Here is a 13,048-nt window from a genome sequence, read left to right on the forward strand (position 1 = left end):
GCGCCGACGGCCGGGGCGGGCTCCCGCGCGCCCGGAACCGCCGCGTCGTCCCGCTCGCCGCCGGCCTGGTGCTGGTGCTGCTGGCGCTCGCGGTGGTGGCGGCCGGCACCGGGCAGCTGCGCGTGCCGCCCGCGGAGGTGCTCGGCTCGGTGCTGCACCGGCTGGGGATCGACGCCGGCCCGCTGCCGAGCCACCCGAACGGCGACGCCGCCCTGTGGACCATCCGGTTCCCGCGGGTCGTCATGGCGGTGCTCGCCGGGGCGGCCCTCGCGACCGCCGGCGCCGTGATGCAGGGCGTGTTCGGCAACTCGCTCGCGGACCCCGGCGTCGTCGGGGTGTCGTCGGGCGCGGCGCTCGCGGCCTGCACGGGCATCGTCTTCGGCCTGAACTTCCTGGGCGCGTTCACGTCGGCGGCGCTGGCGTTCGCCGGCGGCCTGGTCACGACGCTCGTCGTCTACCTGCTCGCGCGGTCCGGCGGGCGCACCGAGGTGGTCACCCTGGTGCTCACCGGCGTGGCGGTCAACGCGGTCGCCGGCGCCGGGATCGCGTTCCTCACGTTCCTCGCCGACACCCAGGCGCGGGAGCAGATCGTGTTCTGGCAGCTCGGCTCGCTGAACGGCACGCGCTGGCAGTACGTGGCCGTCGTCGCGCCGTTCGTCGCGGTCGGGCTGGCCGTGGCCCTGCTGGTCGCCCGGCGGCTGGACCTGCTCGCGCTCGGCGAGCGCGCGGCCCGCCACGTGGGCGTCGACGTCGAGCGGCTGCGGCTGGTGAGCATCGTCGCGGTCGCCCTGCTGACGGCCGCCGCGGTGGCGTTCTGCGGGATCATCGCGTTCGTCGGGCTGGTCGTGCCGCACCTGGTCCGGATGGCCGTCGGCCCGGGGCACCGGGTGCTCGTGCCGCTGAGCGCGCTCGGCGGGGCGGTGCTGCTGCTGGCGGCCGACCTGGTCGCGCGCACTGCGGTGGCCTACGCCGACCTGCCGATCGGCATGCTCACCGCGCTCGTCGGCGGGCCGTTCTTCTTCTGGCTGATCCGCCGCACCCGCCGCCGGTCGGGGGGCTGGGCGTGAGCGCCGCGGCGGTCGAGCTCGCCGGGGCCGGGTACGACGTGGACGGGGTGACGCTGCTCGACGGCGTGGACCTCCGTGTCGAGGCGGGCGAGCTGCTGGCGGTCGTCGGGCCGAACGGTGCGGGCAAGTCGACGCTGCTCGGGCTGCTGGCGGGCGACCTGCACCCGACCCGGGGCTCGGTCACCGCCGAGGGCGACCCGGTCGCCCGGCTGAAGCCCGCCGAGCTGGCGCGGCGGCGCGCGGTGCTCCTCCAGGAGCACCGGCTGAGCTTCCCGTTCGCCGTCGCCGAGGTCGTCCGGATGGGCCGGTCGCCCTGGCGCGGCACGCCCGCCGAAGACGAGGACGACCGCCGGGTGGCGGAGGCGGCCGCCGCGGCCGACGTGCACCACCTCGCCGACCGGCGGTTCCCCACGCTGTCCGGCGGCGAGAAGGCCCGCACCGCCTACGCCCGCGCCCGCGCGCAGGCGACGCCGGTGCTGCTGCTCGACGAGCCGACCGCCGCCCTCGACCTGCGGCACCAGGAGATGGTGCTCGGCCAGGCACGCGACCTCGCGCGGGCCGGGCACGCCGTCGTCGCCGTCCTGCACGACCTCAGCCTGGCCGGCGCGTACGCCGACCGGGTCCTGCTGCTCGGCGAGGGCCGGGTGCGGGGCCTCGGCACGCCCGCCGAGGTGCTCCGCCCCGACCTGCTCGGCGCCGTCTACCGGCACCGGGTCGAGGTCCTCGTCCACCCGCGCACGGGCGACCTGCTCGTGCTGCCCGACCGCACCACCCCGGAGGACCCCCGATGACCCCGACGCTGCGCCGGACCCTCGCGGCCGCCGCGCTCGCCGCCCTGCCCGTCCTCGCCGCTGCCGGCCCCGCCGCCGCCGCGCCCCAGGTCGTCGTCGTCGGCGAGGGCGGCCGGGCGGTCGCCGCGCCCGACGCACCGACCACCGTGCAGGTGTCCGGCACCGGCTTCCAGTCGGTCGCAGGCGGGTTCGGCGGCGTCTACGTCCTGTTCGGCTGGGTCGACCCCGCGGCCGGCGACGGCTGGCGGCCGTCCGCCGGCGGGGTGTCCGGCACCCAGTACCGGTACGCCGTCGACGTGCAGGGCCAGGAGAACGCCGGGTACCAGCGGTTCGTCGCGTTCCCCGGCTCGACGACCGCGGTCGAGGCCAACGGCGGCGAGGTCGCCGAGGACGGCTCGTGGGCCACCGACCTGACGATCCCCGGGGCCACCCTCGCGGCGCTCGACGCCGACGGCGGGACCGTCGAGGTCGACTGCCGGACCGTGACGTGCGGGGTCATCACCATCGGCGCGCACGGCGTGGCGAACGCGTCCAACGAGTCGTTCACGCCGGTGGCGTTCGCGGACGCCGACGTGGCCGCCGCGGCCGCCGCGGCCGAGCCGACCGCGGAGCCGGGCGCCGAGGCGACCGGGGCGCCCGCCGCCGAGCCCGAGCCGGACGCGTCCGCCGCGTCCGGAGGCCCCGCGGCTGCCGACGAGGACGCCGGCCAGGGCGCCGCGCCGTGGGTGGTCGCGGGGTCGGCCGCCGCCGGTGCGGCCGCCGCCGGCGTCGCCGGGGTGGTCGGGGTCCGCACCGCGCGCCGGCGCCGCGAGGCCGAGGCCGAGGGCGGCACCACGCCGGGCGCGGGCACCGCGCCGGACGACCAGGACCAGTCGCTGTGACGGAGGTGGACCGCGACCCGTCGGGGGGCGCGGCCCGCACGATCGCCCGGGTACCCGGGCCGGAGAGGGAGACGATGCAGTCAGGAACGAGGTCCCGCGCCTGGCGCGCGGTCACCGGCGCGCTGGTGGCGCTGGTCGTGGGGGCGGGGTCCGCGCTCGCGGCGACCCCCGCGGTCGCGGCGGAGGCGCCGACGCTGCGCGTGTCGCAGACGATCGACCTGGCGCCCGAGGGCGCGACGATCACCGTCACGGGGGAGAACTTGGACCCGGCGTTCAAGCAGGGGCCGATGACGGCCGGGATGTACGCGCAGATCGGCTGGCTGTCGCCGGCGGGCTGGCGCCCGTCCGAGGGCGCGGCGAGCACCGCGCGCACCAACGCGTACCGGGTCGCCGTCGAGGACGTGCCCACCGGCGGCGAGTACGTGCAGTGGACGATCGGCGACGACGGCCTGGCCGACTTCAGCTGGACCGTGACGATCACGCAGGCCGCGCTGGACGCCGTGACGATCGAGGGCGGGCAGCTCGCGGTGTTCACGGTCGGTGGCAAGGGCGTCGTGCAGGCGGGCAACGAGCTGTCCGTGCCGATCGCGTTCGCGGCGCCGGTCACGCCGGAGCCGGAGACGCCGGAGCCCGGGACGCCCGAGCCCGAGACGCCGGAGCCCGGGACCCCGGACCCGGGCACCGAGGAGCCGGGGGCGCCGGAGCCCGGGACGCCGGAGAACCCGGACCCGGGCACCGAGGAGCCCGGCACGCCCGCGGCGCCGACGCTGCAGGTCTCCCAGACGACGGGCCTGGACCCCGAGGGCGCGACGCTCACGGTCACCGGCACCGGGTTCGACACCTCGGCGCGCGGCCTGTACGGCCCGACGGCCGGTCAGGCGGCCGGGTTCTACGCGCAGGTGGGCTGGCTGGCCGACCCGTGGCGCCCGTCCGAGGGCGCCCCGTCGGCGGCACGCACGAACGCCTACTCGGCGTGGGTGCAGGCGACGAGCGAGACCGCGCCGTACCTGCGGTGGACCGAGGCCGCCGACGGCACCGCGTCGTTCACCTGGACCGTGACGGTCGACGAGGCGACCCTCGACGCCAAGGCGCTGGCGGGCGGCACGCTCGCGGTGTTCACCACCGGCGCGGGCGGCGTCGTGCAGGCGGTCAACGAGCACGCGGTCCCGATCGCGTTCGCGGCGGAGACCCCGGAGACCCCGGAGACGCCCGAGACCCCGGAGACGCCCGGCACCCCCGGCACCCCCGGCACCCCGGGGACGCCGACGACCCCGCCCGCGTGCGTGGCCATCGACGGGGCCACGTTCTCCTGGGGCGTGCGCGAGTCGTTCCGCTCCTACATCACCGGCCCGATCGCGTCCGGCTCCGTCGCGACGACCGGCGTGACCGGCTCCGGCCCGTGGGCCTGGACCAACGGGACCGGCCAGGTCGACGCCGCGGGCACTGCCACTGCGGCGTGGTCCGGGGGCGTGCGGTTCACCGGCCACGCCGGCGCGCTCGACCTGACGTTCGCGAACCCGCAGGTCCGGGTCGCCGGCAGCACGGCGTCCCTGCTCATGTCGGTCGCGTCCGGCTCGGCCGCGGCGCAGCGCGTCGAGGTCGCCACGCTCGACCTGTCCCGCGGGACGTCGTCGTCCACGGCGGGGACGATCGCCTGGTCCGGCGTCCCCGCGACGCTCACCGCGGCGGGCAGCACGGCGTTCGCCGGGTTCTACGAGGCCGGCGCCACGCTCGACCCGGTGTCGTTCACGCTGCCGCTCGGCGCGGCGACCGAGTGCGGCACGCCGACCACGCCGCCCACGCCGACGGTCCCGACGACCCCGACCCCGACCGTGCCCGCCGACCCGGCGCCGGTGCGCGAGGTGCAGGGCCTGAACGGTGCCGGCGCGGTCACCGCCGGCGGCGAGCTCACGCTCACGGCCAACGGGTTCGGCGCGGGCGAGGGCGGCATCCGCCTGGAACTGCACTCCGACCCGGTCCTGCTCGCGAGCGGCCTGACCGCCGACGCGGCGGGCACCGTCGCGGTCACGTTCAGCATCCCGGCGTCGACGCCCGCGGGCGCGCACACACTGGTGCTGATCGGCGCGGACCAGACGCTCGAGTTCCCGATCACGGTGCAGGCGGCGCCCGAGACGTGCGTCGCGCGCGCCGTGGCGGGGGCGTCGTTCACCTGGGGCGTGCGGGACTCGTTCCGCACCTACGTCACGGGCCCGGTCGCGAGCGGGTCGATCAGCCCGGCCGGGGTCTCCGGCTCCGGCCCCTGGACCTGGTCCGGCGGCACCGGGCGGTTCAACGCCGAGGGCGGCGTCGGCTCGACCTCCTGGTCGGGCGGCGTGCGGTTCACCGGCCACGGCGGTCAGCTCGACCTGACGTTCTCGAACCCGACCGTCCGGGTCACGAGCGCGTCGTCGGCCACGCTGACGATGACGGTCGCGAGCCCGGCGGGGTCGTCCCGGGTCGCGCTCGCGACGCTGGACCTGTCCGCCGGCTCGGCGTCCTCGGGCGCCTCGCAGGTGGCGTGGTCGGGCGTCCCGGCCACGCTGACCCAGGCGGGCGCCACGGTGTTCCAGGGCTTCTACGCCGCGGGCGCCGCGCTGGACCCGGTCGCGTTCACGCTGCCGCTCGGCGCCGAGGTCGAGTGCGACGCCGCGTCGGGCAGCCTGGCCGCGACCGGCGCCGAGCCCGGCGACGCGGTCGGGTTCGCCGCCGCGCTGCTGCTGCTCGGCTCGCTCCTCGCGGTCGCGGGCCACCGGCGCCGCCACCGGGTCGCCACGGCGGCCTGACGAGCGGGGCGGCGCGGCCCGAGGGTCGCGCCGCCCCGGGAGCACCCGGGGGGCCGGGCACGGTGTCGCGCGGACGGTCCGCGCGTGGCACCGTGTCCGGCGCCCCTGTTCTCGTCCACCCCCCGCACGATCCGAGGACCACGCGCATGACCTCCCCGCACCCCGGCCCCCCGGCCGGTTCCGCCCCCGCCGCCGGGCACCCCGGCCATCCCGGGCGTCCCGGCGACGACCCGAGCGGTCGCCCGGGCGGGGATCGGCCGGTTGGTGATCGTCCGGGCGGCGGTCAGCCGGGCGGCGGTCACCCGGGCCGACCCGGCGGCGGGCACCCCGGTGGCGGGCACCCCGGTGGCGGGCACCCCGGTGGCGGGCACCCGGGCCGACCCGGCGGCGGGCACCCGGGTGGCGGCCACCCCGGCCGGCCCGGCGCGGGCCCCGTCGGCCCGCCCCAGGTCCCCACCCCGCCGCTGCCCCGGCGGGTCGGCGTGCTGCCGGCGGTGCTGACCTGGGTCGTCGCCGCCGGCACCACCGCCGTCTACCTCGCGCTCGGTGCGGTCCTGGACGCCGCGCGCACCGGCGACGGCGTGCCGGCGGGCGCGCTGGTCGCGGTCGTCGTGGGCGTCGTCGTGCTCGCCGTCGCCGCGTTCGCGGGCCCGCGGCTGAGCCTCGGCGCGGTCGGGCCCCGGGAGGCGGAGCGCCGGGACGTGCTGCTCGAGCAGGTGTTCCGGCTGGGCGTCGCCTACCGGACGCAGGAGCGGTCCGGCCGGTTCGTGTCGACCGCGACCGACGGCGTCGAGCGCGCCGCCTCGTACGAGGCGACCTTCAAGTACCCCATCGTCGCGTCGCTCACCGTGCCGGTGATCGCCCTCGTCGGGCTCGGCGCCGTCGTCGACTGGGTCGTCGCCGGCTGGCTGGCGCTCGCGCTGCCGGTCATCCCGCTGCTGGTCAACGGGTTCCAGAAGCTGTTCCGCGGCGTGTCCGTGCAGTACCGGATGACGGCCCGGCGGTTCGCCGCGCAGTTCCTCGACGCGATCCAGGGCCTGCCGACGTCGACCGCGTTCGGCCGGGCCGGGGCCAAGGGCGCCGAGCTCGCCCGCGGCGCCGAGCAGCTGCGCGCCATGGTCATGCGGCTGCTCGCGCGCAACCAGCTCGTGCTGCTGGTGATCGACTCCTCGTTCTCGCTGGCGATGGTCACCGCGGCCGCCGGGCTCGCGATGGCGCGGCTCCGGGACGGCGCGATCACGCCGGGCCAGGCCGTCGCGGTCGTGCTGGTGTCGACAGTGCTGCTCGAGCCGCTCGACCGCGTCGGGCAGTTCTTCTACGTCGGCGTCGGCGGGCGCGCGGCGATCCGGGAGATCGACACGGTGCTGGCGCAGCCGGCCACCGCGGGCGACGCCGCCGGGGTCCGCGCGCCGGCGACCAGCACGTTCCACGTGAACCCTCGGCCCGCGGACGCCGCCGAGGCGGCGCCCGACGGCCGGCCCGAGGCCCTGGCGCTCGACCGCGTGTCGTTCGCGTACCCGGGCGGGCGGCCGGTGCTCGACGACGTCTCCTTCGCCGTGGCCGTCGGCCGTCGTGTGGCGCTGATCGGCCCGTCCGGCTCGGGCAAGAGCACGGTCGCCGCGCTGCTCCAGGCGCACCTGCGGCCCGCGACCGGCGCCGTCCGCGTCGGCGGCCACGACGCGACCGCGGTGCCGGTCGACTGGGTGCGCGCGCAGACCGCGGTGGTCGCGCAGACGACCTACTTGTTCACCGGCACCCTCGCGGACAACCTGCGGCTCGCCGCGCCGGACGCCGACGACGACCGGCTCTGGGAGGCGCTCGCGCAGGCGAACCTCGCCGACGACGTCCGCGCGTTCCCCGACCGCCTCGCCACCCGGGTGGGCGAGCGCGGCCTGTCGCTGTCCGGCGGCCAGGCGCAGCGGCTCGCGGTCGCCCGCGCGCTGCTGAAGGACGCGCCCGTGCTGCTGCTGGACGAGCCGACCAGCCAGGTGGACGCCGCCTCGGAGGCCGCGCTGGTCGACGCGCTGGACCGCGCCGGCCGCGGCCGGACGGTCGTCCTGGTCGCGCACCGGCTGAGCACCGTCCGCGACGTCGACGAGGTGCTGGTCCTCGCCGAGGGCCGGATCGTCGAGCAGGGCCCGCCCGACCGGCTCGGCAGCATCGACTCGTACTACGCCCGCGCGCTGGACCTGTCCGGCGCCGGCCCGCTCACCGAGCAGGAGGCCCGGCCGTGACCGCCGCCGCGACCCGCCCGACCGCCGGCCCCGCCCCGCGCGCGGCCGCCGACGCGCCGCTGTCCCGCGCCGCCGTCTCCCGCCGGCTGGTCCGGTTCGGCCGGCCCGTGCTGCTGCCGCTCGCCGTCTCGCTGGTCTGCCGCGTCGTCGGGCAGCTGCTCGGCGTCGCGCTGCTCGGGGTGTCGGCGTGGGGCGTCGCCCGGGTGGCGTCGGACCCGAGCGCCGCGATCGCGCCGGTGGTGTGGACGCTGGTCGCGCTGTCCCTGGTGAAGGGCGTCGTCCGGTACCTGGAGCAGCTCACGGGCCACGGCGTCGCGTTCAAGGCGCTGGCCATGCTCCGCGTCGACTTCTACGACCGGCTCGCGCCGCAGTCGCCCGCCGGCGTGCTGTCCCGGCGCACCGGCGACCTGGTGAACCGCGCGACCAAGGACGTCGACAAGGTCGAGGTGTTCTTCGCGCACACGCTGGTGCCCGCGGTCAGCGCCGTCGTCGTGCCGGCCGTGGTGCTCGTCGTCCTGGCGGTCGGGTACGACCCGGTGCTGGCGCTCGTGCTGCTGCCGTTCCTGCTGCTGGTCGGCGCGGTCGTGCCCGCGTGGGGCCGGGCCCCGAGCGCGGACGCGGCGACCCGGGTCCGGGCGGCGCGCGGCCGGCTGGCGCAGCTCGTGACGGAGTCGCTGCAGGGCGTGCGCGAGGTGCTCGCGTTCGGCGCCGCGGGCCGCCGGCGCGCGGAGGCCCGGGCCGTGGCGGACGAGGTCGGGGCCGGGCTCGCGGGCCTGGCGACCTGGACCGCCCGACGCCGCGCGGCGAACGCCGTGGTCGTGGTCGCGGCCGTGGTGACCGTCGCGCTGGTCGGCGCCGCGCGGGTCGGCGCGGGGGCGCTCGACTGGCCGACGTACGTCGTGGCGGTCGTCGTCGCGCTCGCCGTGTTCACGCCGGTGCTCGCGGTCGAGGACGTCGCGCCCGAGCTGGAGCAGGCGTTCGCCGCCGCGCGCCGGCTGTGGCGGGTCACCGACGCGGCCCCCGCGACGACGTCCCCCGCCGACCCCGTGCGGCTGCCCGACGGGCCGCTCGACATCCGGTTCGAGGGTGTGCGGTTCACCTACCCCGCGCCCGAGACCGACCCCGACGACCCGGCCGCGCGGACGCCGTCGTCCGTCGAGCGCCGGCCCGTGCTCACCGGGCTGGACCTGCACGTGCCCGCCGGCGGCACCACCGCGGTCGTCGGGTCGTCCGGCTCCGGGAAGTCGACGCTGGTCAACCTGCTGACCCGGGCCTGGGACCCGGACGCGGGGCGCGTGCTGCTCGGCGGCGTCGACGTCCGGGACGTGTCGCTCGAGGACCTGCGCCGGCACGTGGCCGTCGTCGGGCAGAGCACGTACCTGTTCAACGACACGCTCGCGGCGAACCTGCGGCTCGCGGCGCCCGACGCCACCGACGCCGAGCTCGAGCAGGCCTGCCGCCGCGCCGCGCTGCACGACGCGGTCGTCGCGATGCCGGACGGCTACCAGACCCGCGTCGGCGAGCTGGGGGAGCGGCTCTCCGGGGGGCAGCGGCAGCGCGTCGCGATCGCCCGGGCGCTGCTGCTGGACGCGCCGGTGCTCGTCCTCGACGAGGCGACCAGCCAGCTCGACGTCGCGACCGAGGCCGAGATCCAGGACGCGCTGGCCGAGGCCGCGCGGGGCCGGACGGTGCTGGTGATCGCGCACCGCCCGGGTGCCGTCCGCACCGCGGACCGCGTCCTGCGCATCGACGACCTCACGCGGGCCTAGGCGCCGAGCGGTCACGGATCGGGCGCTTCGACGGCGGGAAGGCCCCGGACCGTGACCTCTCGACGCGCAGCCGGCGCGGGGTCAGCGCGTGCGGGTCGCGACGACGTCGTGGGACGCGCGGCCCGCGTCCAGCCCGCGGCGCTCGAACTTCGTCACCGGGCGGTGGTCCGGGCGCGGCGCGAACCCGCCGTGCGGGTTGGTCAGCCCCGGGTCCGCCGCGACGACCTCGAGCATCTGCTCGGCGTACTCGGCCCAGTCGGTCGCGCAGTGCAGGGTGCCGCCGACCCGCAGCCGGCTGCGCAGCAGCGCGACGTGGTCCGGCGCGATGATCCGGCGCTTGTGGTGCCGGGCCTTCGGCCACGGGTCCGGGAAGAACACGTGCACCGCGTCCAGCGAGCCCTCCGCGACCGTCCGCCGCACCAGGTCGAGGGCGTCGCCGTGCGCGACGCGGACGTTCGACAGCCCGCGCTCGTCGAGCAGCACGAGCAGGTTCGCGATCCCCGGCAGGTGCGCCTCGACCGCGAGGTAGTCCCGGCCGGGGTCGGCGGCGGCCATCGCGGCGGTGGCGTCGCCCATGCCCGACCCGATCTCGAGCACCAGAGGCGCCGACCGGCCGAACAGCCGCACAGCGTCGAGGGTCCCGTCGGGGCCGGTCGGCGGCAGGCCGAGCGCGGGGTCGTGCACCGAGACGCCGAACCGGGGCCACAGCCGCTCGAGCGCCCCCGTGCGCCGCTCGCCGAGCGGGGCGCGCCGCGGGTGGAACGTGCGGACCGGGTCGCCGACGCCCTGCGACTCGTGCCGGAACGCGTCGCCGGGCCGTACCCCGTCGCCGGGCCGGGCGTCGCCGGGCCGCACCCCGTCGCCGGGCCGGGCGTCGCCGGACCACGCGGCGTCGCCGTCGGCGGGCGGGGGAGCGGGGCGGTCGTCCGGGTGGGGCACGCGTCGAGGGTAGCCGCGCGCGCCCGACCCCCGGCCCGCGCGCCTCGCCCCGCGCCCGGCCACCCCGCGCGACGCGGCCCCGTGCGACGCGGCCCCGCGCGATCCCGGCCCCGCCGACCCCGTCAGCCCTGCGCGGCCGCCGCCTCGCCCACGTTCGGCCCCATGAGCCCGAGCCGCTCGCCGAACGGCCCGGTGATCGACGCGACCCGCCCGTACGGCGAGTCCTCCGCGGGCAGGTGCACCCCGCCGCCGAGCCGTGTGGCGGCGGCGACCACGGCGTCCGTGTCCTCGACCCGCACGTACAGGCACCACTCCGGGCGGTCCCACCCGCCGCCGATGCCGCCCACCGGCTCGTCCGCGAGCAGCAGCGTCGTGTAGTCGAACCCCGGCTGGCTGATGTCCTGCAGCACGTAGTCGAACACCGCGGGGTAGAACGCCCGCGCGGCGGCGGGGTCCGCCGACATGTGCTCGGCCCAGGCGATCGCGCCCGGCTCGTCGACCACCTGCGCGCCGATCGACGTCCCCGCCTGCCAGAGCGCCACGGGCGCGCCGGTCGGGTCGGCGAGCACCGCCATCGCGCCGAACGCCATGACGTCCATCGGCCCGGCGAGCACGGTGGCGCCGGCGGCGGTCGCGCGGTCCGCCGCCGCGGCGACGTCGGCCGTGGCCAGGTGGGGGAGCCACGCCACGGGGGCGTCCGGGTCGGGCCGGTACCCGTTCAGGGCGGCGGCGCGCCGTCCGCCGACCAGCGCCTCGCTGGAGAACCCGGTCTCCTCCGGGCCGACCTCGAACTCCCAGCCGAGCAGCGCGCCGTAGAACTGCCGGCCGAGCTCCAGGTCCGGCACCGCGAGCTCCGCCCAGCAGGGCGTCCCGTCGGGCCAGGGCGTGTCGCGCACGGTCATGTCGTCCCCCTCGGTGGGTCGGGCGCGGGCCGTGGCGGCGCCGCCGGGACCCATCAGACCACCGCCCGCCGACACGCGACCAGAGCCGGCGGGACCCCCGGGCACGCCGAAGGGGCGCCCCGCCGGGCCGGCGCTCCCTCCGCGCGCCGACCCGACGGGACGCCCCCGTCCGTGAGCCGCCTCGTCAGGCGGCGGGCCGCCCGAGACCCGCGAACTCCCAGCCGGCGGCGCGCCAGCGGGCGGGGTCGAGCTTGCCGCGCGCGTCGACGACGCGGGGCGTGGCGGTGAGCGGCGCCAGCTTGTCGGCGTCCGCGGTGGCGAACTGGTCCCACTCGGTGAGGACCAGGACGGCGTCCGTGCCCTCGACGGCCTCCTCGATGGAGGTCGCGTAGGACAGCGTCGGGAACGAGCGGCGCGCGGTGTCGCCGGCCTCGGGGTCGAACACCGTGACCTGCGCGCCGCGCAGGTGCAGGGCCGCCGCCACGTTGAGGGCCGGGGAGTCGCGGACGTCGTCGGTGTCGGGCTTGAACGCCGCGCCGAGCACGCCGATCCGGCGGTTGAGCACCGAGCCGCCGCAGGCCTCGACCGCCATGTCCAGCACGCGCTCGCGCTGGCCCATGTTGATCTCGTCGACCTGCTGCAGCAGGGCGGAGGCGCGGTACGCGCCGAGCTCGTTGGCGCGGTGCATGAGCGCGCGGATGTCCTTGGGGAGGCAGCCGCCGCCGAAGCCGAGGCCGGCGTTGAGGAACTGCCGGCCGATGCGGACGTCGTGGCCGAGCGCGTCGGCGAGGACGGTGACGTCGGCGCCCGCGGCCTCGCAGACCGTGGAGATCGCGTTGATGAACGAGATCTTGGTGGCGAGGAACGCGTTGGCGCTGACCTTGACCAGCTCCGCGGTCGGCAGGTCGGTGACGACGACCGGCGTGCCCTCGGCGATCGGGCCGGCGTAGACCTCGCGGAGCGTGGCCTCGGCCCGCTCGGAGGTGCCGCCGAGCACGATGCGGTCGGGGTGCAGGGTGTCGTCGACGGCCTTGCCCTCGCGCAGGAACTCCGGGTTCCAGACCAGCTCGAGCGAGACGCCGGCCGGGGCCTGCGCGGCGACGAGCTCGCGGAGCCGGGCCGCGGTGCCGACCGGGACGGTCGACTTGCCGACGATCAGGGCGTCCTTGGTGAGGTTCTTCGCGATGGTGGTCGCGGCGGACTCCACGTAGGACAGGTTCGCGGCGTGGCTCGTCTTCATCTGCGGCGTGCCGACGCAGATGAAGTGCACGTCGCCCCAGGCGGCGGCGGAGGTCAGGTCGGTGGTGAACCGCAGCCGGCCGGTCGCGAGGTGCTTCTCGAGCAGCGGGTCCAGCCCGGGCTCGAAGAACGGCACCTTGCCGGCGGCCAGCGCGTCGACCTTGGCCTGGTCGACGTCGGCGCCCAGGACCTCGAAGCCGAGCTCGGCCATGGCGACGGCGTGCGTCGCGCCGAGGTAGCCGGTGCCGTAGACGGCGATCTTGAGCGGGCCGCGGCCGGCGGCCGCCTCGGCGGGCAGGCCGGCCGAGGCGAGGCCCTCGGCGGACATGGTGGCGGCGGAGAGGGACGCGTCGTTCATGGGGGTGCTCCTCACGGTGGGGCGCGGTCGGGGGGTGCGGGTGCGGCGGGCGGTCACGGGACGGCCGCCGCGGTCGGGGCGGGGG

9 protein-coding genes are annotated in these 13,048 nt (G+C 78.0%); 6 read left to right on the plus strand and 3 right to left on the minus strand.

What is annotated here, in order from left to right; genetic code table 11:
- The first annotated feature begins 65 nt into the window (after positions 1 to 65).
- From Cpa01nite_RS12070 to cydC, 6 genes are all read left to right on the plus strand, one after another.
- Positions 66 to 1,067, plus strand: coding sequence for a FecCD family ABC transporter permease (locus tag Cpa01nite_RS12070; protein WP_239068740.1), 1,002 nt, complete (start codon positions 66 to 68; stop codon positions 1,065 to 1,067).
- The gene (locus tag Cpa01nite_RS12075) at positions 1,064 to 1,858 is read left to right on the plus strand and encodes a heme ABC transporter ATP-binding protein (RefSeq protein WP_203669015.1); all 795 of its coding nucleotides are present in this window, start codon (positions 1,064 to 1,066) and stop codon (positions 1,856 to 1,858) included. Before Cpa01nite_RS12070 ends, Cpa01nite_RS12075 begins: the two co-directional genes overlap by 4 nt.
- Positions 1,855 to 2,739, plus strand: coding sequence for a hypothetical protein (locus tag Cpa01nite_RS12080; RefSeq protein ID WP_203669016.1), 885 nt, complete (start codon positions 1,855 to 1,857; stop codon positions 2,737 to 2,739). The genes Cpa01nite_RS12075 and Cpa01nite_RS12080 overlap by 4 nt, the downstream gene beginning before the upstream one ends.
- Positions 2,740 to 2,813: 74 nt before the next feature.
- Complete coding sequence (locus Cpa01nite_RS12085; RefSeq protein ID WP_203669017.1) at positions 2,814 to 5,522, plus strand: HtaA domain-containing protein; 2,709 nt, start codon at positions 2,814 to 2,816, stop codon at positions 5,520 to 5,522.
- Positions 5,523 to 6,016: 494 nt separating this feature from the next.
- Positions 6,017 to 7,756 (plus strand): ABC transporter ATP-binding protein/permease, encoded by a 1,740-nt coding sequence (locus tag Cpa01nite_RS12090; protein ID WP_203669018.1) that lies wholly within the window; start codon positions 6,017 to 6,019, stop codon positions 7,754 to 7,756.
- Complete coding sequence (gene cydC, locus Cpa01nite_RS12095; protein ID WP_203669019.1) at positions 7,753 to 9,525, plus strand: thiol reductant ABC exporter subunit CydC; 1,773 nt, start codon at positions 7,753 to 7,755, stop codon at positions 9,523 to 9,525. Before Cpa01nite_RS12090 ends, cydC begins: the two co-directional genes overlap by 4 nt.
- 81 nt (positions 9,526 to 9,606) lie before the next feature.
- Here the strand turns inward: cydC and trmB are convergent, their stop codons facing one another.
- The 3 genes from trmB to Cpa01nite_RS12110 form a co-directional block, all read right to left on the minus strand.
- Complete coding sequence (trmB, locus tag Cpa01nite_RS12100) at positions 9,607 to 10,464, minus strand: tRNA (guanosine(46)-N7)-methyltransferase TrmB (protein WP_239068737.1); 858 nt, start codon at positions 10,462 to 10,464, stop codon at positions 9,607 to 9,609.
- Positions 10,465 to 10,586: 122 nt separating this feature from the next.
- Entirely contained in the window at positions 10,587 to 11,366 is a 780-nt protein-coding gene (locus tag Cpa01nite_RS12105; RefSeq protein ID WP_203669020.1) for a VOC family protein, read from the minus strand.
- Positions 11,367 to 11,550: 184 nt separating this feature from the next.
- Positions 11,551 to 12,816 carry a UDP-glucose dehydrogenase family protein gene (locus Cpa01nite_RS12110; protein WP_239068741.1) on the minus strand — a complete coding sequence of 422 codons (1,266 nt, stop codon included), beginning with the start codon at positions 12,814 to 12,816 and terminating at the stop codon, positions 11,551 to 11,553.
- Between the last annotated feature and the right edge of the window lie 232 nt (positions 12,817 to 13,048).

The organism is Cellulomonas pakistanensis (genome assembly GCF_016862755.1).
Taxonomy (GTDB): Bacteria; Actinomycetota; Actinomycetes; order Actinomycetales; family Cellulomonadaceae; genus Cellulomonas; species Cellulomonas pakistanensis.